The organism is Gemmatimonadaceae bacterium (assembly GCA_019637445.1).
GTDB lineage: Bacteria > Gemmatimonadota > Gemmatimonadetes > Gemmatimonadales > Gemmatimonadaceae > Pseudogemmatithrix.
In genome coordinates, this window is sequence record JAHBVS010000001.1 from 2051387 (window position 1) to 2075682 (window position 24296).

General features: G+C 68.2%; 17 protein-coding genes. 7 read left to right on the forward strand and 10 right to left on the reverse strand.

The genetic code is table 11. The annotated features are described in order from the left end of the window. The first annotated feature begins 177 nt into the window (after window positions 1-177). Window positions 178-798, forward strand: a complete 621-nt coding sequence (locus KF709_09145) for a hypothetical protein (GenBank protein ID MBX3174570.1) — start codon at window positions 178-180, stop codon at window positions 796-798. 28 nt (window positions 799-826) lie between these two features. Here the strand turns inward: KF709_09145 and KF709_09150 are convergent, their stop codons facing one another. The 5 genes from KF709_09150 to KF709_09170 are packed head-to-tail and all read right to left on the reverse strand — an operon-like array spanning window position 827 to window position 6113. Beyond that, on the reverse strand, window positions 827-1498 hold the full coding sequence (locus tag KF709_09150) for a hypothetical protein (protein MBX3174571.1): 672 nt from the start codon (window positions 1496-1498) through the stop codon (window positions 827-829). A gap of 1 nt (window position 1499) precedes the next feature. Next, window positions 1500-3182 carry a BamA/TamA family outer membrane protein gene (locus KF709_09155; protein ID MBX3174572.1) on the reverse strand — a complete coding sequence of 561 codons (1683 nt, stop codon included), beginning with the start codon at window positions 3180-3182 and terminating at the stop codon, window positions 1500-1502. A 25-nt stretch (window positions 3183-3207) separates the two neighbouring features. Continuing rightward, window positions 3208-4584, reverse strand: a complete 1377-nt coding sequence (locus KF709_09160) for a sigma-54-dependent Fis family transcriptional regulator (protein MBX3174573.1) — start codon at window positions 4582-4584, stop codon at window positions 3208-3210. A 33-nt stretch (window positions 4585-4617) separates the two neighbouring features. Further along, complete coding sequence (locus KF709_09165) at window positions 4618-4893, reverse strand: hypothetical protein (GenBank protein MBX3174574.1); 276 nt, start codon at window positions 4891-4893, stop codon at window positions 4618-4620. Further along, window positions 4890-6113, reverse strand: a complete 1224-nt coding sequence (locus KF709_09170; protein MBX3174575.1) for a HAMP domain-containing histidine kinase — start codon at window positions 6111-6113, stop codon at window positions 4890-4892. Before KF709_09170 ends, KF709_09165 begins: the two co-directional genes overlap by 4 nt. A gap of 221 nt (window positions 6114-6334) precedes the next feature. Here KF709_09170 and KF709_09175 point away from each other — a divergent pair, with 221 nt between their 5' ends. After that, a complete protein-coding gene (locus tag KF709_09175; GenBank protein ID MBX3174576.1) occupies window positions 6335-8002 on the forward strand; it encodes an NYN domain-containing protein in 1668 nt (555 codons plus the stop codon). A 113-nt stretch (window positions 8003-8115) separates the two neighbouring features. On the opposite strand, the gene KF709_09180 is transcribed toward KF709_09175, so the two are convergent. The 3 genes from KF709_09180 to tdh form a co-directional block, all read right to left on the reverse strand. Next, window positions 8116-9075, reverse strand: a complete 960-nt coding sequence (locus tag KF709_09180; GenBank protein MBX3174577.1) for a sulfurtransferase — start codon at window positions 9073-9075, stop codon at window positions 8116-8118. Continuing rightward, the gene (locus KF709_09185) at window positions 9072-10274 is read right to left on the reverse strand and encodes a glycine C-acetyltransferase (protein ID MBX3174578.1); all 1203 of its coding nucleotides are present in this window, start codon (window positions 10272-10274) and stop codon (window positions 9072-9074) included. Before KF709_09185 ends, KF709_09180 begins: the two co-directional genes overlap by 4 nt. Window positions 10275-10466: 192 nt before the next feature. Beyond that, window positions 10467-11495: an L-threonine 3-dehydrogenase gene (tdh, locus tag KF709_09190; GenBank protein MBX3174579.1), complete on the reverse strand. Its 1029-nt coding sequence runs from the start codon at window positions 11493-11495 to the stop codon at window positions 10467-10469. A gap of 85 nt (window positions 11496-11580) precedes the next feature. Between tdh and KF709_09195 the strand changes: the two genes are divergently transcribed. Continuing rightward, window positions 11581-13590 (forward strand): PAS domain-containing protein, encoded by a 2010-nt coding sequence (locus KF709_09195; protein MBX3174580.1) that lies wholly within the window; start codon window positions 11581-11583, stop codon window positions 13588-13590. A 64-nt stretch (window positions 13591-13654) separates the two neighbouring features. Here the strand turns inward: KF709_09195 and fdhF are convergent, their stop codons facing one another. Then, the gene (gene fdhF / locus KF709_09200; GenBank protein MBX3174581.1) at window positions 13655-16609 is read right to left on the reverse strand and encodes a formate dehydrogenase subunit alpha; all 2955 of its coding nucleotides are present in this window, start codon (window positions 16607-16609) and stop codon (window positions 13655-13657) included. Between the two features lie 107 nt (window positions 16610-16716). Between fdhF and KF709_09205 the strand changes: the two genes are divergently transcribed. Genes KF709_09205 through KF709_09220 form a run of 4 tightly spaced genes read left to right on the forward strand, consistent with a single transcriptional unit; the run spans window position 16717 to window position 22697 of the window. Continuing rightward, the gene (locus tag KF709_09205; GenBank protein ID MBX3174582.1) at window positions 16717-18333 is read left to right on the forward strand and encodes a TldD/PmbA family protein; all 1617 of its coding nucleotides are present in this window, start codon (window positions 16717-16719) and stop codon (window positions 18331-18333) included. Continuing rightward, complete coding sequence (locus KF709_09210; GenBank protein MBX3174583.1) at window positions 18333-19703, forward strand: TldD/PmbA family protein; 1371 nt, start codon at window positions 18333-18335, stop codon at window positions 19701-19703. The genes KF709_09205 and KF709_09210 overlap by 1 nt, the downstream gene beginning before the upstream one ends. A gap of 1 nt (window position 19704) precedes the next feature. Continuing rightward, window positions 19705-21324, forward strand: a complete 1620-nt coding sequence (locus tag KF709_09215) for a TldD/PmbA family protein (protein MBX3174584.1) — start codon at window positions 19705-19707, stop codon at window positions 21322-21324. Continuing rightward, a complete protein-coding gene (locus KF709_09220; protein ID MBX3174585.1) occupies window positions 21321-22697 on the forward strand; it encodes a TldD/PmbA family protein in 1377 nt (458 codons plus the stop codon). Before KF709_09215 ends, KF709_09220 begins: the two co-directional genes overlap by 4 nt. Before the next feature lie 744 nt (window positions 22698-23441). On the opposite strand, the gene KF709_09225 is transcribed toward KF709_09220, so the two are convergent. Beyond that, window positions 23442-24221 carry a hypothetical protein gene (locus tag KF709_09225; GenBank protein ID MBX3174586.1) on the reverse strand — a complete coding sequence of 260 codons (780 nt, stop codon included), beginning with the start codon at window positions 24219-24221 and terminating at the stop codon, window positions 23442-23444. Between the last annotated feature and the right edge of the window lie 75 nt (window positions 24222-24296).

Genomic DNA, 24296 nt, shown 5'->3' on the forward strand with positions numbered 1-24296 from the left:
GCGCGCGCTCTGCACCACGACTGTGAGGCTCCTGTGTTGGCACGCCGATTCCTTCCTTCGCGCTCCGCGTGTGCTGCGCGAGCAGGCACTGTCCTCGTCGCCGTCGCGGCGATCGCCGCTCTCGCCGATTCTATCGCCGCACAGCGGAGTGCGCTCGGGGACATCGCCGAGTATCTGATGCCCGAGGCCGAGGAGATCGCGATGGCGCGGTCATCCGCGCCGGGCGAGATCGGGGCGGCCGCGTCCGTCTGGGTGCTCACCCGATCTGGCTATCGCGAGGCGGCGAAGGGTTCCAACGGCTGGCTGTGCTTTGTGGGGCGTGGTTGGTCGGGCCCGATTGTCATCGGACCGCCGCAGGAACGGCGCCTGCATCCGGACGTATTCGATCCCAAGCTGCGTGCGCCGCACTGCCTGAATCCGATGGCGGTCGAGAGCGTGTGGCCTTGGCAGGTCGGGCGGACCCGCTTGGTGCTCGCCGGCACGCCGGCCGAACGGGTGGACGCCGAACTGCACAAGGACATCGACGCTGGCCGACTCAAGGTCCCCGCCGCTGGTGCAATGGCATACATGACCTCACCGCACCAGGATCTGGGCCAGCGCTTCGGCCACTGGCGTCCCCACGTGATGATCTATCTGGCGGGTCTCAGCAACGAGGCCTGGGGCATCCGCGGCTTCACGCACGACTTTCCGTTTGTTGCCGAGGCCGGCTCTCCCTGGGCGGTGGCCGTGGTGCCGATGCGGCAGTTCAGCGATGGTAGCTACGCCGAGGAGCGCGTGAGCGGCCGCCACGTGCCCTGAGTGTCGCGGGGATTCGACCGCAATCGCACTAGCGCGGAATCCTGAACGTCCCTGTGCGCGTCGCGTACTCGCGGCGCTCGCCGCCCAATAGCCGCGTCGTAAGCGAGCGCAACCCACGGGTGAACGCCGTGCCCGGGTTGCGCTCGCCGCGCACGGCCGGCTGCAACTCGCCGCGCAGCCAACCGTTGACCTCGTCGAGATCCGACACGGAGAGCGTCCGTACCTCGAGGGTGCCTTGGTAATAGAAACGCCGACGCGAGATCGGGGCTGAGATCGGCGGACGCAGCGGCCGCTCCACCGCCGCCTCGGCGTCCTCGACCTTCTCGAACGCCCCAAGCGAGAGCGGTTGCCCACCCACGAACTGCGTGACCTCGTACTTCTGGTCCACGCCGCGCCAGCGCACCTGCACCTCCCACTCCACGACGCGGTGCATTTGGTCCAACCAGCGTTCGCTGGACCAGAGCTCCACGCGGTACGAGAGCCGCGCGGGAAACCCACTGCGCAGCAGCTCGCGCATGCGCGCGTCCGACAAGACGCCCTCAGCGCGGACCAGTGGCCCCTCCGCCGTCAGCCGCGCCGCGACCGGCAGGCTGATCTCCAACCGTGGCGCGGTAGAACCCTGTGCTCCCGCCGGCGTCGCGATCGACGCCGCCAGCGTTGTGGCGAGCAGCAGGGTGGGGAGGAGGGCGCGCCGTCTCACGTCAGAAGCGTCGTCCCAAGCGCACGAGGAAGTTGACGGGCTCACGACCGGTGGTCAGCGCCTTCGCGAAGTAGAAGCCGATGTCGCCAAAGTCCACGCCGAGGCCCAGCGAGGTGCGGAAGGTGTTGAGCGGCGGCACGCCCTTGTCGTGGCGGATCTCCGCCGCGCCGGAGTTCACGGTCCAGCCGCGGCCGGCGTCGGCGAAGACCACCCACTGGCCACGGCCATTGAAGCCGGGTCGCCACCAATCGTCGTTGTGGTCGGTGCGCACCCAGCCGATATGGAAGTCCTGGCGCAACTCAACTTGGCCGAGCGCCATACGGTCGCAGAGCGTCGCGCGGCCCTCGAAGGTGGCGATGCCACCGCAGGTGAATACGTCGTCGTCGTAAGGCGAGCGGCGGAAGTCATAGCCCTCCACCGATCCCGGGCCGCCGATGGAGAATCGCCGCTGCAACGGCAGTCGATCGCCGCCCAGCTGTCCGCCCATCACAACGCGGAAGTTCAGCTCGGTGCCCGGCGAGACCCGCGTGTATCGGCGCGCATCGATGAAGCCGCGCGTGTAGTTCACGTCCTCAGGCGTCGGCGTGGCACTCGACGAGAGCTCCAGGGCTCGCGCGATCGTGCCACGTCCTCTCTCGAGATCCGCCTTCACGTACCAGCCGCCCGTCCACGGCGAGCGCGTGCGCTCCCGCGTATCAACATTGAATCGCAGGCCGAGGAGGTCGACCGTGCCCTCGTCGATTCCCGGGTTGGCGCGCCAGGGTTCGTCATTGCGAAGCAGGCTGAACGGACGGCGGTCGTCCACCGACCGCCAGCGCTCGGTGCCGAACACCGCGTGCAGCGAAACCTCTTCGCCGATGCGGCCGCCAATCGTGCCCTCGCCGCCGTGCCGGCCGTAGTGATCGCGCAGGTCGCGGTGCAGCAGGAAGGACGCCAGCCCTGCTTCGACGTTCTGCAACTGCCAGTCTTCGATTGGCTGGATCACGTCAAAGGCGCGGGCCCCGAACACCAAGCCATAGTCGCGTCCCACCCGCAGCTCGGCGCGCGCGTCGTGGCCCAGCGTGCCGCGGTCCCAACGCACCGGCTCGGCAGTGCGCACGACGCCAAGCGCCTCGACCGAGATGCGCCCCCAGTCAGTGCGGCGCAGGAAGCGCGGGCCGATGGCGATCGGCAGACCCTCGGTGCGGTTGTACGTGCGCGCCGCGACGAAGAAGAGGTCAGTGTAGCCATCGCGGTCCGACATTCCACGCCGCATCTGCGGGCGCCAGTCGTCCCAGACGCTCTCCTCGGCGACCATCAGTTCGCCGTCCATCCGGTAGCGCAGCAGTTCGACCTGGCTGCGGATCTCGCCGCGCACCGTGACGCCCTCGTCGCGGTTGACCGTGCCGCCGACGACAATCAGGTCGCCGTCGATGCGTGCGCCCGTCTCGAGCCGCACGTCGGCGTTGATGGCCACCAGAGATCCGGTGATCGCGCCGCGCAGCACAATCGGACCGTTGAGCACGGCGACGGTACCAGGAACAGTCTGGCCGGCGTCCACGTCGTAGGCGCCGGTGACGCGCGTGGTGCTGCGGGCGTTCCAGGTGCGCACGGCGACGTCGGTGATGCTGCGGAGATCGCGCTGCGCCTGCGCCGGTCCCACCGTGAACGCCAGGGCCAGGACGGCCAGAACAACTGCTCGCATCGGGGCTCCTCGTGAAGTCATGGCGTCACTCTACCCCGTTGATGCCGAGCCGGCGCATGCGGCGATACAGGTTCGGTCGATCCGTTTGCAGGCGGCGCGCGGCCTCGGCGACCACGCCGTTCGCGGCCTGCAGCGCCCGCTGGATCAGCAGGCGTTCATAGTCGTCGAGTTGGTCGGTCAGGCTGGTCTCCAACCGTGCAGCATCAGGCAGCGTTGCTGGCGCCGAGGTGGCGATGTCCGTGGCCGGCAGCACCTCGCGCACGTGTGCGGTCGAGATGCTCTGGCCGGCGTGCAGGATGCCGAGGCGCTCGACGATGTTGGCCAACTCGCGCACGTTGCCGGGCCAGCGATAGCGCGAGAGCGCGGTGACCGCCTCGTCGGACCACGCTGGTGGCGCCTGGCCGCTGCGCCTGCGGTACATCATCGCGAAGTGCAGCACGAGGTCCGGGATGTCGCCGGGATGCTCGCGCAGCGCAGGCACCGCTATCGGGATGACGTTGAGTCGGAAGTACAGGTCTTCGCGAAAGCGTCCCTCGCGGACTTCCTTGGCCAGATCACGGTTGGTGGCGGCGAGCACGCGCACGTCCACCTTGATCGGCCGTCCGCCGCCCACGCGCTCGATCTCCCGCGCCTCGATGGCCCGCAGCAACTTGGCCTGGGCCTCGGCGCTCAGCTCACCGACCTCATCGAGCAGCAACGTGCCCGTGTGGGCCAGTTCAAAGCGGCCGATGCGCCGCTCGGTCGCACCGGTGAATGAGCCGCGCTCGTGGCCGAACATCTCGCTCTCCACGAGATCGCGCGGGATCGCGGCGCAGTTTACTCGGACGAAGGGCTTGTCGCGCCGCGCACTCTGCGCGTGGATGGCGGCGGCCACGAGCTCCTTGCCCGTGCCGGACTCGCCGGTGATCAACACGCGCGCCTCGCTGGGTGCCACGCGGGCGATCATCGCCTTCAGCGACTCCATGGCGGGACTGGTGCCGACGAGTTGGCCAGCCAACCCAAGATCGGCGCGCAGCGCACTGCGTTCGCGACGCGCCTGACGCAGCTCAAGCGCGCTGGACAGCGCAAGCAGCACGCCCTCTGGCGTCAGCGGCTTCTCGAGGAAGTTCACCGCGCCGAGACGTGTGGCCTTCACCGCATCGGCCAGTCCAGCACGCCCGGACATCATCACCACCGGTAGGTCCGGCGAGCGCTCACGGAGCTTCTCGAGCAGCTCGAGCCCGTCGGTGGGGTTCGGCATCATAAGGTCGAGCAACACAAGGTCGGGATCGACGTCCACGGCCTTGGCCAACCCCGCGGTTGCGTCGGGTGCGTCGTGGACCTCGAAGCCCTCGGCGCCGAGCAGTGCGCCCACCATGCGTCGGATATTCGGCTCGTCGTCGACGATCAGAACTGAAGGCATGGCGTTAGGCCGAGAGTGTCGAAGGGCTGCGCATCAAGCGTCGCGCTCCCGCGGGAGTGCCGCCGGCGCCTTCTCGCGCTCGGCCAGCAGCTTCGTCACGAAACGCTGGGCCTCCGCGATGCGCTCGACCTCGACCGCCATCGTGTCGATAGCCGTCTCCATTCGGGCGAGGCGTTCGTCGAGTTGCGTCACGATCTTCGGAGGCTGATTGTCGCGCCTGCGGTTCCAGCCGCGGATCAGCGGGATGCCGAGACTGAGCACGATCACCGTAAAGAAGAATCCGCCAATGGCGAGAATGTCCTCGGTCATCCAACCTCCGCGTGGGCGTCGCCAGACGACGCCGGAATGTGCAGGGTGATTTCCGTCCCCTCGCCGGGAACGCTGGAGGCGCCCACGCGGCCGCCGTGCGAGAGGACGGTCTGTTTGACGATGGCAAGCCCGAGTCCGGTGCCGCCTGTCTTGGCCGTCACGTAGGGATCCCAGATGCGGTCGAGGGCCTCCGCCGCGATGCCGATGCCGTTGTCCCGTACGCTGAGCGACACCTCGCCGTTTCGCGCGGCCACCACGATGCGCACACGACCGCGACCATCGGTGGCGTCCACGGCATTCAGCAGCACGTTGGCCAGTGCGCGCAGCAGGGCGTCGTGCTGGCCGCGCACGAGGGGAACGCCATCGCCTTCCACCGTGACTTCGTGCGACATGGACGCCGGCAAGGTGGCGCGGATGGTCTCGCGGGCGAGGTCGGCAAGATCGAGCTCGGCCGTCGGGCCCTCGGGCAGGCGTCCGAACTGCGCGAAGTTGCGGGCCATCGCTTCGAGGCGCGCCGTCTCGGTGTCGAGCACGCCGAGCGTGTCGGCGTGCTCCGGCCCGACCTTGCTGCGCAGGGCTGCCAAGGCGAAACGAATGGGCGTGAGCGGATTCTTGAGCTCGTGGGCCACCTGGCGCGCCGACTCCCGGAACGCGGAGAGCCGCTCGGCCTCGATGGCGGCCCGCCGGCCTTCCTCGAGTTGCGCGGCCATGGTCCGCATCCGGTCGCGCAGGACACCGAACTCGGGCGCGCCCTTCGATTCGCGATCCGTGGGCAGGGGTAACCGATCGCCCTCGGCAATGCGGTCGGCCCAGCCGACCAGCTCATCGAGCGGACGCGAGAGTTGTCGACTCAGGTGGCCGGCCACGCGCGATGCCACGAACGTGAGCACCGCGAGCACCAGCAGCCCCAGTACCAGGAGCAGCACCGCCGTCCGTTCGGCGAGGAACGAGAATCGCCGCGCCTGCACCCGTGACTCGCCGAGATTGGCCTCGTGCTCCGACAGCAACTCTAGGGTCCGCGGGTCCTGCGGGGCCGTCCGCGCGGCCTCGATGGCGCGCTGGCCTCCCTCGGCCACCGCCTCCCAGGCCGCCTCGCCGCTGAAGCGGGGGAGCAAGCGGGCCGCGACACCGGACCACGCCAACGTCAGCACAATCGCCGGAATGAAGGCGAACAGGGCCAGGATGACGAAGAGCCGGGTGCGGAAACGGGGCTGGCGCACCCCCCAAGTCTAGGCGGTTGGAGGCCCCGCCGCAGGGGCGGAAGTGCCCACCCCACTGACATTTGCGCCCTGTCCGACTAATATTCGAGGCGGGACGCGCTCGGCGCGTCGATGATCTGCTGCCCACACGGTGCGCGCGACCATCGGCACGTCTAGCTGGCGAACCCCCCTACCGGCGGAAGGCGCCGGCACTCATTCGGCGCTAGACGCCAGGATTTCAGATGCACCAACGTTCCGCTGCAGCCGCAGCCGTGCGCCCCGCGCGCGGTGCGGTGACCCCCGTCCACCGGGGGCCGCAGGCGAGCGCGCTCGGCACCACAACTGCCCACGCGCCCAACGCCGCCCTGCTCATCGATTTCGACAACGTCACGATGGGTATCCGCTCCGATCTTCAGACGGAGCTCCGTAACCTCCTCAGCAGCTCCATCATCTCGGGCAAGGTCGCCGTCCAGCGTGCCTACGCCGACTGGCGCCGCTACCCGCAGTACATCGTGCCGCTGAGCGAGTCGTCGATCGACCTCATCTTCGCGCCGGCCTACGGCTCGTCGAAGAAGAACGCGACGGACATCCGCCTTGCGGTGGACGCCATCGAACTGGTGTTCACGCGTCCGGAGATCGGTACCTACATCCTGCTCTCTGGCGACTCCGACTTCTCGTCGCTCGTGCTCAAGCTCAAGGAGTACGGCAAGTACGTGATCGGCGTCGGCATCCGCGAGAGCTCGAGCGACCTGCTCGTGCAGAACTGCGACGAGTACTACTCGTACAACGCGCTCGCCGGCCTCGTGAAGAGCGGCGACGAGCCCAGCACCAAAAAGTGGGATCCCTGGGAGCTGGTGACCGAGGCCATCGGTCGCATGCAGAAGAACGGCGACGTTATGCGCGCCGACCGCCTGAAGCAGGTGATGCAGGAGATCGACGCGACCTTCGACGAGAAGGACCTTGGCATGTCGAAGTTCTCGCGCTTCTGCATGGAGGCCGCGCAGAAGGGCCTCTTGCACGTGGCCAAGCTGGAGAACGGCCAGCTCGAGGTCGGGCCGGCGAAGAAGGGCGCCGAGGCCGCGAAGGCGGCCGAGCCGCGCGCCGAGCGTCCCGAGCGCGGTGAACGCGCCGAAGGCGAGGAGCGTGAGGGCCGTGGTCGGCGCGGGCGTCGTGGCCGCGGTGGCCGTGGTCGCGACCGCGAGGACCGCAAGACGCCGCCCGAAGGCGCCGAGCCCGTGGCGGCCGAGGCGGCCAAGCCCGCCGTCGCCGCTCCGGCGGAAGACAGCACGATCGGCGTGTCGGGCATCCGCCTGACGCGCGATGAGGCCTTCGGGCTCGTGCGCGATGCCGTCGCCGCCGTGACGGCTGGCGACGATCCCGTGCCGAGCGAGACGGTCCGCGCCAAGGCCTTCGAGCTACTCGGTCGCGACTCGGAGTCGCTGTCGTCGCGCAACTTCGCGCGCATCCTGAAGGACGCGCACGATGCCGGCCTGCTCGACCTGCGCAAGCGTGGTGAGGCCTTCGAGGTGACGGCCGTGGCCGCCGCCAGCATCGCTGACCAGTTGGCCGTGGCCGAGGCGGCGCATACACCGGCTGCCGCGCCGGCGGCGCCCGCCCCCCGTGGAATGGGCCCGCGCGGAATCCCGAGCAAGGGTCGTGGCGGCAAGGCGCCGCCGCCGAACCTCCTCCTGCTCGGCGTGGTCGAGGACGCGCCGGCGGCGAAGTCAGAGTCGGCGGCCGACGAGCCCAAGGCCGAGGAGAAGAAGCCGGCCAAGAAGACGCGGGCCAAGAAGACGGCGTCCAAGTCGGCGACCAAGGCCGAGTCCAACGGCGCCAAGCCGAAGGCGAAGCGCGCGGCCAAGAAGACGAAGAAGGCCGACAAGGTCGAGGCCGAAGCGACGGCCGAGTAGCCGTCGTCCGGTGGGAAGGCGAAGAGGCGGGGCGCACCGAATCCGGTGTGCCCCGCCTCTGTTTTTTCTTCTGGCCCCGCGCAGTCTGGACTCGAGGTCCCCGCCGTCGGCCCTTAGGGGCGCGACGAGCGTTGCCCCTCGACGGGAAGGTTCGCGTCCCGGCTCCATTCATCGAACGACCCATCGTACAGGGTCACGTCGCGCCCGAGGGTGCGCAGCGCGAAGTAAGCCCATGACGCCTGCAGCCCGATGTGGCAGTAGGTGGTCAGCGCCTCGTTGGCGCCGATGCCGGCGACACCGAGCATGCGCTCGAGCTCGGCCCGCGGCTTGAGCAGCCCGCGGTCGTCCACGACGGAGTTGAAAGGCAGGTTCACCGCCGACGCAATGTGGCCGCCGCGCGGCATGCCGTTGGCGCGCGTGTCCCCGTAGAACTCCGGCGTGCGCGCGTCCACCAGCCGACGGCCGCGGCCTTGGGCCGCGGCGAGCACGGAGTCGCGCGTGGCGACGAGCCCCTGCACGGGACGCACCTCGATGTCACCCGGGGCCGTCGCGGCCGGCCGCCGTCCAGACGCATCGGGGCCGGTAGCCGTGGCAGGTGCGCCTGAACGCAACGGTTGATTGGCGGCCTGCCACGCCGGCAAGCCGCCATCGAGCACGGCCACGCGCCCGCGCAGGCCCGCCCACTCCAGCGTGAAGAACGCACGTCCCGCCATGTGGAATCGTCTCGCGTCGTCGAACACGATCACGACGCGCGAGTCGTTGCGGAGGCCGAGTGCACGCAGGTCGGCCTGCAGGCGCTCCGGGCTCGGCAACTCGAGTCGTAGGCCGCCCTCCGTCATTGGCGCCGAGAGCACGCCCTGGTAGTCCAGCCGCCGCGCACCGGGAATGTGCGCCGCGGTGAAGGACGAATCGTCGCCGAGCTGCAGGACAATGAGTCCTGGCTGCGCGAGCGAGGCGGCGAGCCACTCGACACTCACAGCGGGCGGCAGGTCGCCGCTCTGCGCCTCGGTGGCAACCGGCGCAGCCGCGCAGGCCGCCGCCAACGCCAGCAAATACACAGACGGTAGCCTCACTTGATCACTCCCGTCTTGAGCCCAACCTTCCGGATCGCCGCCACCGCGCGCTCGAGGTCCTCGCGAGTGTGCGCCGCCGAGATCTGGCAGCGCAGCCGCGCCGTCCCCTGCGGCACCACCGGGAAGCCGAAGCCGGTGACGAAGATGCCCTCGTCGAGCAGCAGTTCGCTCATCCGGATGGCATCGGCGGTCTCTCCGATGATGATCGGCACGATCGGCGTGTCGCCGTCAAGCGGCGAGAAGCCCGCCTCCTTGATGGCGTTGCGGAACCAGACCGCGTTCTCGCGCAGCAGGCGCACGCGCTCGGGATGCGCCTCGATGAACTCGATGCTGGCCAGCGCGCTGGCCGCCACGGTGGGCGGCAGGGCGTTGGAGAAGAGCTGCGGCCGCGAGCGCTGCGTTAGCGAGTCGCAGAGCGCCGCCGGTCCGGCCACGAACCCGCCCGCCGCACCGCCGAGCGCCTTGCCGAGCGTGGAGGTGATCACGTCCACCTCGCCGAGCACGCCGAAGTGCTCCGCTGTGCCGCGGCCCTTGTCGCCCAGCACGCCGGTGGCGTGCGAGTCGTCCATGATGAGCACGGCGTCGTGGTCGCGGGCGATCTGGATGAGCTCGGGCAGCTTGGCCACGCTGCCTTCCATGGAGAAGACGCCGTCGGTCCAGATCAGCCGCCGCTTGGCGGCCTTGTTGGCCGAGAGCTTGGCGACGAGGTCATCGAGGTCCGAGTGCTTGTAGACGGCGGTGCTGCACTTGGTGATGGACTTGGCGAGCCGGATGGAGTCGATGATCGACGCGTGGTTCAGCGCGTCGGAGATCACGAAGTCGCCTTCCTGTACCACGCTGGCGGTGAGGCCCTCGTTGGCGTTCCAAGCGGACACGTAGCTCATTGAGGCCTCCGTCCCGACGAAGCGCGCGATCGCCGTCTCCAGCTCGCGGTGCACGGTGAAGGTGCCGCAGATGAAGCGCACGCTGCCGGTCCCGGCACCGAACTTCTTGAGCCCCTCTATTCCGGCTTCGACCACGGCAGGTTCGTCGCAGAGCCCGAGGTAGTTGTTCGACGAGAGGATCAGCACCTCGCCGCGCCCCTCCATCTGCACGCGCGCCGACTGCGGCGAGTCCAGATGGTTGAGCTTCTTGTACGTGCCGGCGGCCTTGAGGGCGTCGAGTTCTGTCTGGAGTCCGGAGACAAATGCCTTGTTCATTCTGGCTTCTTTGTATGGATGGAAACTGATTGCCACAGAGGCACAGAGACACAGAGGACTACAACAAACTAAGGGGGTCAGGGCGGACAGATCTGTCCACCCGGACCCCCAAGATGCTCACTCGAACGGCACAGAGGTGGTCAAGCGGAGCCCCGATCCCTCTGTGTCTCTGTGCCTCTGTGGCAAAGCAGTTCAGGCAATCTCGAAGACCACCTTTCCGGCCTCGCCCGACTTGATCACGGCAATCGCTTCCGCATGCTGCTCCAGCGGGAACCGGTGCGTGATCACCGGCGTCGGATCGAACTGCCCCGAGCGCAGGAACTGCGTCATCTGGATCCAGGTGTCGTACATACGCCGGCCGACCACGCCGTAGATCGTGACGCCCTTGAAGATCACTTCCGTGGCGAAGTCCACGTCCATTGGCTTCGCGGGGATGCCCAGCATCTGCACGCGGCCGTCCACGCGGACCAGCTTGAAGGCCTGATGGATCGCCGCCGGGACGCCGCTCATCTCCAGCACCACGTCCACGCCCAGTCCCTGTGTGGCCGCACTGACGGCCGCGTCTGCGTCCTTCGGATGCACCGCGCTGTGCGCGCCCATCGCCGTCGCCAAGGCCAGTCGCTTCGGGTTCACATCGCTGGCCACGATGTGCGAGGCGCCCGCCGCCTTGGCGATGCCCACCGCGAAGATGCCGATCGGGCCGCAACCCGTGACCAGCACCGTCTTGCCCGGCAGGTTCGTGCCGTGGAGCGCCGTGTGGAAGGCGTTGCCCATCGGGTCGTGGATGCCGCCGATCTCGTAGGGCACGTTGTCGTCCAGCGGCCACACATTGGTGGCCGGCATCGCGATGTAGTCCGCGAACGCGCCGTCGCGGTCCACGCCGATGATCTTCGTGTTCGGGCAGACGTGCGCGTTGCCCGTGCGGCAGAGGTGGCACATCCCGCAGACGATGTGTCCCTCGGCCGTCACGCGGTCGCCCACCTTCACATCTGTGACCAAGGCGCCCACCTTCTCCACCTGGCCGGCGAACTCGTGGCCGACCACGAAGGGAGGCCGGCAGCGACCCTGGGCCCAGGCGTCCCACTCGTGGATGTGCACGTCCGTGCCGCAGACACCGGCCCGGTGGACACGGATCAAGACTTCATCGGCCCGGATCTCCGGGATGGGGACTTCCTTCAGTACAAACCCCGCGGCGGGGGATTCCTTTACCAGTGCGCGCACGCAGAAACTCAAGAATTGTGGGTGGTTGAGCGATACTGAAACGTCGCCCCGCAGGTCAGGGGATGAAAGGGGCGAAGGGCAATCGATGGCAACTCAGACACACAACGCCACGCATCCATCCGCGTTCGCGGGCTCTCCGCTGGCACCGGTCGTTATCGGTGTCGTCGGACTCGGCCTCCTGACGTGGCTGGGCTCGCCCGTGCTGCGACACTTCGAGGGCGCGGCGATTCCCTGGCCCGCGCACGGCCTCGCGCTTGCGCTCCTCCTCTCGGCGCAGCGAGTGCACCGCAACCTCACCGCCGTCCTCGTGTTGCTGTCTGCGACGCTTGGGGCCGTGTTCGAGGGCGCAACGGCTCCGCGAGCCCTTGGGGCTGCCGCCCTTCTCGTTGGCCAGACGCTCGTGGTCGTCGAGCTCTATGATCGGCTCACGGCCGGACGCCACCCGCTGCGCGGGACCATCGCCTACTCGCGATTCCTCGCGGCAAGCGTGGTGGGCGTGCTGCCGACCACCATCATCGCACACCTGACGGTCAGCATCGTCGGACCGGACTACGTTCCCGGCTGGAACATAGGCCACTGGCTCATTGCCGCGATGACTTCGATCATCGCGCTCACGCCCGTCCTGCTGGTGGTCAACGCGCCGCCACAGCCGGCGGGCGCGCTACGATCCCTGGTCTCCTTGGAGTTCTTCCTCCTCTGCGCCGCATATGCCGCGGTGCTGCTGAACGCCTTCCTGCACCTGGGGCAGTTCTGGATCGCGATTCCGCCAGCGGTGGCCACGCTGCCATTCCTGATGTGGGCTGGCTTCCGTTTCGGCGTCCGTGGGTTCTGCATTGCGGCGGTGCTGTTCATTGCCGCAGTTGTGACGTCGGCCGTCATCAACGTCGGACCATTCAACATTTTCGGCGCCACGGTGCCCGAGCGCGGTCGCCGCGCGTGGATCTACCTCGCCTCGCTCGTCGGCCCCTCGATGCTGTTTCCCATCGCGCTCACTGAGCACCGGGTGGCGGAATCGCGGATACGCGGAACGCTCGCGCAGCTGGCCGCCATCATCGAGGGTTCCGGCGACCTCATCGCGGCGGTCGATCGCGACCTGACCATCATTGCCGTGAACTCGGCCTGGGTGGATGAGTTCGAGCGTTTGAGCGGCCGGCGCGTGCGCGCTGGCATCCGGATGGCCGACGCCCTGGCACCACTGCCCGGCGATGCCGCGGACTCGCTGGCCCATTGGCGGCGCGCGCTCAATGGCGAGCGCTTTACCGTGATCCGGGAGATCGGTGAGGTCGCGCGACTACGGTCCGACTACGAGATCACCTACGGACCGGTGCGGGACGAGCAGGGCGTCGTGGTTGGAGCCAGCCAGGTCGTTCGCAACATCTCCGAGCGCCGGCGCCGCGAAGCCGAGGACGCCGATGCAAGGCGCCTCGAGAGCGTCGGGCGACTCGCCGGCGGCGTCGCGCACGACTTCAACAACCTGATGACCGCGGTGATCGGCTACACCGAGATCCTCCAGCAGTCGCTGCCCAGTGGTGATCCGCGGCAGGACGACCTCCGGCAGATCGAAAAGGCCGCGTCCCGCGCCGGCGAACTCACGCAGCAGCTGCTGGCCTTCGCGCGGCGCCGCATGATCGAGCCGCGGCTGGTGGATCTCGCCGAGCTCGTGGATGGCCTCACGGGGCTGCTGCGGCCGCTGCTGGGTTCCGGCGTGCAGCTCGCGGTGCGTACGGATCCCACGCTACCGACGGTGCGCCTCGACCCGACGCAGTTCGAGCAGGTGCTCATGAACCTCGCCGTCAACGCGCGCGATGCGATGCCGGGCGGCGGCAAGCTCAGCATCGAGCTGACCAACGACCTGCGCGGCGAGCAGCGTGGCGTGCGCCTCGCGGTTCGGGACTCGGGGACGGGGATGACACCCGACGTCCTCAAGCGCCTCTGGGAGCCGTTCTTTACGACGAAGCCGCTAGGTAAGGGCACCGGACTTGGACTGCCCACTGTGCACGGGATCGTGCATCAGGCAGGCGGTGACATCACCGTGGATTCCGTGGTTGGACGCGGGACCACCTTCATTGTCTTCCTGCCGGCGGCAGAGGCCTAGCGGCGACGCCGCCGCGTATTCTGCCGCGTCGTCGTCCGCCTCGCGCGCTAGGTCCGGCCTCGCCCTAGACCGTGCTCAGTCGGTCGGCCTCGATACGCACCGCGCAAACCTTGAACTCGGGAATTCCCGAGGGACCGTCGAATGCCGGATTCGTAAGCAGGTTCGCCGCCGCCTCGCGGTAGTGCATCGGCACGAACACCTGCCGGCGCGCCACCCGCTCCGACAACCGCACGGCGATCCGGATGCTGTTGCGTCGTGAGCTGATCGTGACTTCCTCGCCGTCGCGCACTCCCAGCTCGCGGGCGTCCGCGGGATTGAGCTCCACCGTCGCCGTGCTTTCGCGCGCGTCCAACGCCGTCGAGCGCCGGGTCATCGTGCCCGTGTGCCAGTGGTACATCTGGCGACCCGTGTTCATGAAGAACGGATATGCCTCGTCCGGCAGCTCGGCCGGCGGCAGGTACTCCGTGGCGACGAGACGCGCGCGGCCATCCGGCGTGGGGAATCGATCGGCAAAGAGGAAGTCCGTGCCTTCGTGCGCGGCGTCCGGCACCGGGTACTGCAGTCCGCCGATGCGCTCAGCCAACCGCGCGTGGGACACGCCACGCCAGTTTGGCGTCACCCGCGCGATCTCATCGAAGACCTCGGCCGGCGTGCTGTACGGCGTTGGGACTCCGAGGCGCCGTGAAAGCTCCAGCACGATGTCCAGATCCGCCCGTGCGTCGCCCGGTGGCTCCACGGCCTTGTTGGACAGCTGGATGCGACGCTCGGTGTTCACGAAGGTGCCGTCTTTCTCGGCGAACGACGCGCCAGGCAACACCACGTCCGCGCAGCGCGCGCTCTCCGTGAGGAAGAGGTCCTGCACGGCGAGGAACTCCAGCCCGTGGAACCACTCTTCCGCGTGCGCGACGTCAGGGTCGGAGATGATGGGATTCTCGCCCATGATGTACAGCCCGCGCACCGGCGAGTCGGCGCCGACGATCTCCGTGACCTTGCGGCCCACCTGCGTGGAGAGCTTCTCGACCGGCACCCCCCACACGCCCGCGTACTCGGCCAGCACCGTGGCATCGTCCACGCGCCGATAGTCCGTGATGGCGAAGGGGATCGCCCCCATGTCGCTGGCGCCCTGCACGTTGTTCTGCCCGCGGATGGGAATCATCGGCGCTCCCCAGCGGCCGATCATCCCGCAGGCCAGCATCAGGTTGAGCAGCGACGTGACGATGTCCGTGCCCGTGTGGTGCTGCGTGAGGCCCATCGCCCACAGCGTCGCCGACTTCGGGCCGCGCGCATAGGCCTCGGCCGCCGCGCGGATCGTCTCCGCCGGCACACCGGTGATGCTCTCCGCCATCTCCGGCGTGTAGCGCGCCACCGCCGCGCGCACTTCATCGAAGCCCGTTGTGCGCGCCGCGATGAAGGCGCGGTCCTCCAGCCCCAGTTCCAGCACGTGGTGCAACATCGCGTTGAGCAACGCCACATCCGTGCCCGGCAGCAACTGCAGGTGATGGTGTGCACGGGCCGCCAACTCGATCCGCCGCGGGTCGGCGACGATCAGCGTCGCGCCGCGCTTCAACGCGCGCTTGAGCGCGGCGCCAAACACCGGATGGCTCTCCGTCGTGTTCGCACCCAGCACGAAGATCACGTCGCTCTCGTGCTCCACCTCGCGCATCGACCCGCTGGCCGCCGATGTGCTGAGCGCGCGCTGCATCGCGCTCACGGAGGACGAATGGCAGAGTCTCGTGCAGTGGTCCACGTTGTTCGTGCCGATGCCGGCGCGGAACATCTTCTGCAGGACGTAGTTCTCCTCGTTGGCGCACTTGGCCGAGGCGAAGGTCGCGAGGCTGTCGGGACCGTGCGTGTCGCGGAGGCGCGCGAGCTGCTGCGCGGCGAGCTCGAGTGCCTCGTCCCAGGTCGCCTCGCGGAATGGCGAGAACCACTCGGCTGGCGTCGCCAGGCGGTCACGCGGATCGGCCAGCGCCGCTTCGGCGCCCGGATCGGCCCGGCGGCGCAGCGGATTCGTGCGCGGCGCGCGTCCCTTGGGCGCGGCACCCTCGGCCTCGACCGCTTCCCAGGGACCACCGCGACGGGGCCACTGTGCCGCCGCCGGATCGCTTGAGGCGTCGTAGTGCCACGCGCCGTCCGCGTCGCGCTGCCAGCCGCGGCGGATCAGCGGCGTCGTCAGGCGATCGCGATGCAGGATGAAGTCCGTGCCGAAGCGCCCCTTCACGCAGGTGGAGCCCGCGTTCGGTGTCGGCTCCTCGATCCACGGCGAGGTCACGCGCGCGACTTGCCCGCCGCGCACCTCAAGGTCCAGCTGACAACCGACGGCGCAATACGGGCAGACCGAACGCACCGTGCGCGCCGGCTCGTCCATCGTGCCCGCGCGCAGCTTGGCCAGCGGCAGGATGTCGTGGATCGCGCCCGTGGGGCACACGCGCACGCACTCGCCGCACCAGGTGCAGCCCGCGTGCTCCGGGTTGCCATCGGCACCCACGACGATCTGCGCGTGTTCGCCGCGCTCGGCCATCTCCAGCACACCAACGACCTGGATGTCCTCGCAGGCCCGCACGCAGCGGGTGCAGAGGATGCAGGTGCTCATGTCGTGCTGGATGATCTGGTCGCCGGCGCGAGAGTCGCCAACGCGCAGCGGCAGCTCGGCGGAGCGTCGCAGCGGCACTTGGTAGCGGTGGACCAGTTGCTCGAATTCGTTGCGACCACGGTCCTCCGGCACCTGCTCCACCGGGTAGCGTTCGAGCAGCAGCGACAGCACGCCCTGTCGGTTCTTCACCGCGGCCTGCGACTCCGTGTGTACCACCATGCCGTCCGCCGCCGGTGTGGCGCAGGCGGGCAGCAGCTTCCCCGTGCCGTCCACGCTCACGAGGCAGATGCGGCAGTTGCCCACCGTCGGCAGCTGCGGATACCAACACAGCGTCGGCACGTCGATGCCCGCCGCACGCGCGGCGTCGAGGATGGTGGCGCCTTCGGCGGCAGTACAGGAGCGGCCGTCGATCGTCAACGTGGGCATCGAAGCAAACTCTCCAGGGGGTCGCGGACGTCTGAACGTTGGCACCTGCGCCGCACGTACACAATGCGGCTACATTGGATTTCGACATCTACCAAAGAGGATGCGTCGTGACCGCTTCACGCAGGGACTTCCTCCAACAGTCCGCCGCCGCCGCGGCTGCCGTCGGGCTCATCGGCCACCGCGCGCCGGCGCAGGCCCCCGACTCCGCCCCGTGGCAAGGCGACAGCAGCCATCGTGAACTCGCGCTGCGCGCCATCGATGCCGCCAAGTCCGCCGGCGCCGACTATGCCGACTGCCGCATCTCCAGCGCCCGCTCGCAGAACCTCGGCACCCGCGAGCGCCGCGTCACCAACATCGGCGACAATGAGACGTTTGGTTTCGGCGTGCGCGTGCTGGTGGGCGGGTCCTGGGGATTCGCCGCGTCCAGCGAACTCACGGTCGATGAGATCGCGCGTGTGGCACGGCAGGCCGTGGCCCAGGCCCGCGCCAACCGCGTGGCGATGGTGAAGCCGCTGGAGCTGGCGCCCATCCATCACCCGCCCGTGCCGAACGGGACTTGGCGCTCGCCTGCGCGCATCGACCCCTTCACGGTCGCCATCGAGGACAAGGTTGCCTACCTGCTCGAGGCCAATGCGGCAGCTATGGAGGCCGGCGCACGCTTCGTGAACTCGCAGATGTTCTTCCTCAAGGACGAGAAGACCTTCGCGAGCAGCCTCGGCACCGTCACGCAGCAGACGATCTTCCGCGCCCAGCCGGGCATGAATATCACGATGGTCTCGGCGGACAACCGCGATTTCCAGACGCGACAGTCCACCGACATCCAGCCCCGTGGCCTCGGCTACGAGCACGTGCTCGACGCCGACCTCAAGTCGCACGCCGCGCGATGGGTCGAGGAGGCGCGGCAGAAACTCAGTGCCAAGCCGGTCGAGGTCGGCCGCTATGACCTGATCCTGCACCCCACGCATCTCTGGCTCACCATCCACGAGAGCATTGCGCATCCCACGGAGCTCGACCGCGCCTACGGCTACGAGGCCAACTATGCCGGCACCAGCTTCCTCGCGCCGCCGGAGGACTACCTCGGCAAGTTCCGCTACGGCCCGGACTTCATGAACGTGGTGGCCGAGCGCAGCACGCCGGGGTCGTTGTCGGCCGCCGGCTGGGACGACGAGGGTGTGAAGCCCGAGGACTTCCACATCATCAAGGACGGCATCTTCGTGGACTACCAGACCACGCGCGAGCAGGCGATGTGGCTGGACTGGTGGTACAAGCAGCGGCAGATGCCCACGCGCTCGCACGGCTGCTCGTATGCCCAGACCTGGGCCGACGTGCAGTTCCAGCGTATGCCCAACGTGAACCTGATGCCGGGCGAGGCGGATGTCTCCTGGGACGACCTCATCGCCGCCACGGAGAATGGCATCGCCATCGTCGGCGACGGCTCGTTCTCGATTGACCAGCAGCGCTTCAACGCCCAGTTCGGTGGCCAGCTGTTCTATGAGGTGAAGAACGGCAAGATCACCGGCATGCTGAAGGACGTGGCCTACCAGATGCGCACGCCGGAGTTCTGGAACGCGATGGACATGATCGGCGGCAAGGCCAGCTACGAGATGGGCGGCGCCTTCGGCGACGGCAAGGGCCAGCCCTCGCAGTCGAACGCGGTCAGCCACGGCTGCCCGCCCACCCGCCACAAGCAGATCAACGTGATCAACACCGGGAGGAACGCGTAATGGCGCCCCGATCCCTACAGGCCGTCGCGCGCTACCTCTCCCGCAGCGAGTGCGAGGCCATCGCCAAGCGCGTGCTGGGCTTCTCGTCGGCCGACGAGTGCCGCGTCAGCATCTTCAGCGGCGTGCGCGCCAACACGCGCTTCGCGGTGAACCAGATCTCCACCGCCGGCGACAACTACAACAACGCGGTCACCATCCGCTCGGTGTTCGGCAAGCGCGTCGCCAACGTGACGGTGAATCGGTTGGACGAGGCCGCGCTCAAGGCCGCGGTCGAGAACAGCGAGCGCATCGCCCGGCTCGCGCCGGAGGATCCGGAACTGCTGCCCGAGCTCGGGCCGCAGTCCTACGAGGATTCCATCGTCTGGAGCGACGCCACGGCGTCGTTGGAGCCGGATGCGCGCGCCGAGGCGGTGCGGGCGATTACGCAGCCGGCGCAGTATGCGGGTCTCATCTCCACCGGCTACCTCGAGGCGCAGGCACAGGCCTTTGCGATTGCCAACAGCAAGGGGCTGTTCGCCTACCAGCGCAGCACCGGCTGTGCGTTCACGACCACCGTGCGCACGCCGGACGGCACGGGCTCGGGCTGGGCAGGCGCCTCGGACAACGACTTCTCACGCATCGACCCGCGTGAGCTCGCGGCTCGCGCCATCGAGAAGGCCCAGCGCAGCGTGAACCCGGCGGCCATCGAGCCAGGCCGCTACACCGTGGTGCTCGAGCCGACCGCGGTGGCGAACCTGGTGCAGCTGATCGGCGGGGCGCTCAACGCTCGCAGTGCCGACGAGGGCCGCTCGTTCTTCGCCAAGGCCGGCGGCGGAAACAAGATTGGCGACAAGGTCGTAGATGAACGCGTGACGCTCGTGTCGGACCCCTTCGACCCGCGCGTTCCGGCCAACACGGTCGGCTTCGACGGCATGCCGAACGGCAAGACGACGTGGATCGAGAACGGAGTCGTGAAGAACCTCGCCTACGATCGCTTCTGGGCGCAGCGCACGGGCAACACTCCGCGCTCGACCGGCGGCACGCTGGCCATGTCGGGTGGCGACACGTCGGTGGAGGAGATGATCCGCAGCACGGAGCGCGGCTTGCTCGTCACGCGCTTCTGGTACATCCGCGGCGTGGACCCACGCACCATCCTGTTCACCGGCCTCACCCGCGATGGCACCTTCCTGATCGAGAACGGCCGCGTGACGCGGCCGGTGAAGAACCTGCGCTACAACGAGTCACCCATCTTCATGCTCAACAACGTGCTGGCGATGGGACGTCCCGTCCGCGTCAGCGCGTCGGAGTCCGGCGGGCCCGGCCAGGCCATCATGGTGCCTCCGCTCAAGGTCCGCGATTTCACCTTCACCTCAATCAGCGACGCCATCTGAGATGACTGACCGCCGCGATTTCCTCCGGACCACCGGAGCCGCGGCCGCCGCGATCGCCCTCGCGAGCACGCCACGACGCGCGGGCGCCGCCCCGGCCCTCGATGACCTGGACCGCTTCCAGAGCGGCGCGTCCAAGGAACTGCTGATGGACGCGATCAACGCCGCCAAGATGGCGGGTGCGGCCTACGCCGACGCCCGCATCGCGCGCATCCGGCAGAACTTCGTCGTCACGCGTGAGAAGCAGATCGTGAACGTGGTCGACACCGACACCCTCGGCTGCGGTGTCCGCGCCCTCGTGGATGGCTGCTGGGGCTTCGCCGCCACGAAGGACCTCACCCGCGACGCCGTCACGACCGCCGCCCGCGAGGCCGTGGCCATCGCCAAGGCGAATCGCGTGGCGCGCGACCGTTCCGTCGAGCTCGCCCCGGTGCGCGCGTATCCCAACGGCACCTGGAAGTCGGCCTTCACCACCGACCCCTTCGAGGTGCCACTGGAGCAGAAGGTCGACCTCCTGCTCTCGGCGAACGAAGAGGCGATGAAGATTCAGAACGTCCGCTTCGTGAACTCCATCCTCTTCTTCGTAAAGCAGGAGAAGCAGTTCGCGTCCACCGAGGGGACCGTCACCGACCAGACCCTGGTCCGCAGCTGGCCGCTGTTTACCGCCACGGCGGTCGCTCCCGACTTCTCCGACTTCCAGAACCGGCAGGGCGTCGAGGCCGCGCCGATGGGGCGCGGCTGGGAGTACGTCCTGCAGTGCGATCTGCCCGGCAACGCCAGGAAGTGGGGCGAGCAGGCGGTCGAAAAGCTCTCAGCCAAGCCGGTCGAGGTCGGGCGCTACGACCTCGTGCTCGATCCGGGCAACATGTGGCTCACCATCCACGAGAGCATCGGGCATCCCACCGAGCTCGACCGCGCGATGGGCTACGAGGCCAACTACGCCGGTACCAGCTTCGTCGCGCCGCCGGAGGAGCACCTCGGCAAACTCAAGTACGGCCCCTCGATGATGAACATCCAGGGCGACCGGACGCAGGAAGGCGCGCTGGCGACCATCGGCTGGGACGACGACGGCGAGCGGCCGGACGACTTCCTGATCGTGAAGGACGGGATGTTCAACGACTACCAGACGACGCGCGAGCAGGCGCCCTGGCTCAAGGACTGGTATGCGAGCCAAGGCAAGGCCGTGCGCTCGCACGGCTGCTCGTACGCCGACTCCTGGGGCAGTGTGGCATTCCAGCGCATGCCCAACGTCTCGCTGCTCCCGTCGTCCGGCAACACCAGCTGGGACGACCTCGTGGCCGGCGTCGACCGCGGGATCGCCATCATCGGCGACGGCTCGTTCTCGATTGACCAGCAGCGCTACAACGCCCAGTTCGGCGGCCAGGTGTTCTATGAAATCCGCGGCGGCAAGATCGCCGGGATGCTCAAGGACGTGGCCTACCAGATTCGCACGCCAGATTTCTGGAACGCCCTCGACGGACTCGGCGGGCGCGACACGTATCGCCTCGGCGGGTCATTCTTCGACGGCAAGGGACAGCCGGGACAGGTCAACGCCGTGAGCCACGGCTCACCGCCGGCCCGCTTCCGCCAGGTCAACGTGATCAACACCGGGAGGAAGGGATGAGCGCACCCAAGCGACTCCGCGACGGCATTCCGGCGGGAGCGGTGCTCTCCCGCGCGGACGCGCAGGCCATTGCCGAACGCGTGATGAAGTTCTCCAAGGCCGACGGCATCGACGTGAACCTCGCGTCGAACCACACGACCAACGTCCGCTTCGCCGACAACCAGATGAGCACGGCCGGCGCGCTGACGGACGGTGGGTTGGTGGTGCAGAGCTGGTTCGGCCCGAAGCACGCGGTGGTGACGACCAACGACCTGTCGGAGGCCAGCCTCCGCCGCTGCGTGGAGGAGAGCGAGCGTCTGGCGCGCCTCGCGCCCGACGATCCCGAAGCGATGCCCTTGGTCGAGCCGCAGCAGTACCGGCCGGTCGAGGCGTTCATCGACGCGACGGCCAACATCGGCGCCGCGGAGCGCGCGCAGGCCGCGATGTCGGCCTTGGGACCGGCGCGCCGCGCCGGCGACCTCAAGGCGGCGGGTTTCCTCGTGATGGGCGCGAACGCCACCGCGCTGGCCAACAGCGCCGGAATGTTCGCGTACCACAACGGGACGAACGTGAATTACACGCTCACCGTGCGCACCACGGACGGCACCGGCAGCGGTTGGGCGGCGGCCGACCATCCCGACTGGCGGCAGATCGACTTCAACGCCGTGTCGTCGCGCGCGATCGACAAGGCGCGCAGTTCGCGGCAGCCAGCCGCCGTCGAACCCGGTCGCTACACGGTGATTCTCGAGCCGCAGGCCGTCGGCGACCTCGTGCAACTGGTGGCGTTCTACGCCGACGCGCGTCTTGCCGATGAGGGACGCTCGCCGTTTTCGAAGCAGGGGGGCGGTAACAAAGTCGGGGAGAAGATCGTCGATACGCGGGTGACGATGTTCTCCGATCCTGCCGATCCGCAGTTGCTGGCGCAGCCGTTCGATGGCGAGGGCATGCCGCTCGCCCGCCAGGTGTGGATCGAGAACGGTGAACTGAAGCAGTTGCAGACGTCGCGCTTCTGGGCGAAGAAGCAGGGACGCACGCCAACCGGCGGTGCGACGTCGCTGAAGATGGCCGGCGGTTCGAGTTCGGTGGACGAGATGATCCGAAGCACCGAACGCGGCATCCTGGTCACGCGATTGTGGTATTTGCGCGAAGTCGATCCACGCACCATTCTTTATACAGGCTTGACACGCGACGGGACTTTCCTTATCGAACAGGGAAGAATTTCGCGTTCAATTCGGAATTTGCGGTTCAATGAGTCGCCGTTGTTCATGCTGAACAATCTGGAAATGCTCGGCCGGGCAGAGCGACTCGCAGGGACGGAAGCAGGTGGCAGCGTGGTGATGCCGGCCCTGAAGGTGCGAGACTTTACGTTTACCAGCCTGTCCGAGGCTGTTTGATTTGAGATTCCAAAGTATCGGGATCGCACGAGCTGCGAAGGTGGCGACACTTTCGCGGAACCCACCGATTCACCGGGGAATCGGCAGGGACGAACCTCCTTTAAGGAGATAGTACAATGGCTGCCAAGAAGAAGAAGGCCGCGAAGAAGGCGACCAAGAAGAAGGCCGCGAAGAAGAAGTAAGCGGTCCAGCTTCACACACGAGGGGATCGGCGGAAACGCCGGTCCCCTCGTGGCGTTTGGGCGGCGCGCGTCCCGCGATGTCGCTTCGCGGCGCGGCGGACCCACGTTCGCGAAGCGATCCCCCGCCCGAAACGAAAAAAGCGGGGGCGACCGTCCGGTCGCCCCCGCTGCACTCCCAGTGATCCGCGCGACTCAGGCCGCGCGAGTCGGCGTCGTGGTCGTCGCTTCAAGTTCCTCAGGGATTGGACCCCACACATATGCGGAGAACCGCGGCGTCGCCTCGTCTCGGCTGCCACGGGAAATCACAATACCCACCGGCTCCTGCTCCATCATCTCGGACTGCATCGCTCGCTCCACCATAAGTGTCCCCTCTTGGGACGGATGACAAAATCATCGACCGCAACCGGGTCGACTTCATATGGTAGACGGTGCAGGGAGAATGCCAGTTTCCAGGCCGAGCTAACGCATTGCAGGATAAGGTTTTAGACTGTGCAACGCGTGTCCCTGGGCAAGGCGGTGTCGCATCGAGACACGGGGGCAATCGCCGAACCGTGTCAGTGCGTTACGCGACGTGCTTCTTCGCGACGAACGTCTTCGACGCCCCAGGCTCCGGCACCAGCTTGATCTCCCAGCCGCTGTATCGCGACCGGAGCTCCTCCTCCGTGAGCACGGCCTGCCCGGCCACGATGGTCTCGATCAAATGCACGCCGCCGTCCGCCGTCGCCTGCTGCAACAAGGCGATGACCTGCTCGCGCTCAACCGGCGAGAGTCCGGCGAAGGCAGCCGGCGTACACACAACCGCTGCCAGCGGACCGTCGGGAGTGTAGCTCACGAGGTCCGCCACGAACCCGCGCAGCTTCTCGATCAACCCCGACTCCTGGGCCGCCCGCACGACGCGGTTCACCACCGCCACCTCGGACTCCACCGCCGTCACCTCGCAACCGTTCGCCGCCAGGTACAGCGCCGAGCCCTCGACGCGCGGGCCGGCGACCAAGACCGTCGCTGCCGGACGCGGTGCCTGCAGCGCCTCGTGCAGCGGCGTGTCGGGACGCAGCCCCCAATGCTCGGGGCGACGCAGTTCGTTCTCCGTCTTCAATCGGCGGCGCCGCCAGGTCTCGTAGCTGGGCAGTCGCAGGCGCTTGGCGATGATCCGGTCCACCTCCGCCGCCAGCATCACTTCGCGCATTCCGAGCTGTGCGCCTTCCTCGAGTGTGCGCGCAGCCTCGGTCGCGATGCTGTGCAGGAACGCGGTCGAGACCGAGTTCTTGTAGTCCTCGACCTCGCGTTCCACGAACAGGTCGTACTCGGCGCGGAGCGAGCGTGGCGAGGCGCGGTGGCCCATCGGGGATGGCAGCGGGGCGGGGTGGGAAGGTCTGCCTGCAAGCTAGGGGCTTCTGCGCACCCGACAACCCTTCCC

Excerpts from the sequence above, each read along its gene's own strand:
- KF709_09145 (MBX3174570.1), top strand. The coding sequence starts at position 178 with ATGCCCGAGGCCGAGGAGATCGCGATGGCGCGGTCATCCGCGCCGGGC.
- KF709_09155 (MBX3174572.1), bottom strand. The coding sequence starts at position 3,182 with ATGCGAGCAGTTGTTCTGGCCGTCCTGGCCCTGGCGTTCACGGTGGGA.
- KF709_09160 (MBX3174573.1), bottom strand. The coding sequence starts at position 4,584 with ATGCCTTCAGTTCTGATCGTCGACGACGAGCCGAATATCCGACGCATG.
- KF709_09165 (MBX3174574.1), bottom strand. The coding sequence starts at position 4,893 with ATGACCGAGGACATTCTCGCCATTGGCGGATTCTTCTTTACGGTGATC.
- KF709_09175 (MBX3174576.1), top strand. The coding sequence starts at position 6,335 with ATGCACCAACGTTCCGCTGCAGCCGCAGCCGTGCGCCCCGCGCGCGGT.
- KF709_09185 (MBX3174578.1), bottom strand. The coding sequence starts at position 10,274 with ATGAACAAGGCATTTGTCTCCGGACTCCAGACAGAACTCGACGCCCTC.
- KF709_09195 (MBX3174580.1), top strand. The coding sequence starts at position 11,581 with ATGGCAACTCAGACACACAACGCCACGCATCCATCCGCGTTCGCGGGC.
- fdhF (MBX3174581.1), bottom strand. The coding sequence starts at position 16,609 with ATGCCCACGTTGACGATCGACGGCCGCTCCTGTACTGCCGCCGAAGGC.
- KF709_09210 (MBX3174583.1), top strand. The coding sequence starts at position 18,333 with ATGGCGCCCCGATCCCTACAGGCCGTCGCGCGCTACCTCTCCCGCAGC.
- KF709_09215 (MBX3174584.1), top strand. The coding sequence starts at position 19,705 with ATGACTGACCGCCGCGATTTCCTCCGGACCACCGGAGCCGCGGCCGCC.
- KF709_09220 (MBX3174585.1), top strand. The coding sequence starts at position 21,321 with ATGAGCGCACCCAAGCGACTCCGCGACGGCATTCCGGCGGGAGCGGTG.
- KF709_09225 (MBX3174586.1), bottom strand. The coding sequence starts at position 24,221 with ATGGGCCACCGCGCCTCGCCACGCTCGCTCCGCGCCGAGTACGACCTG.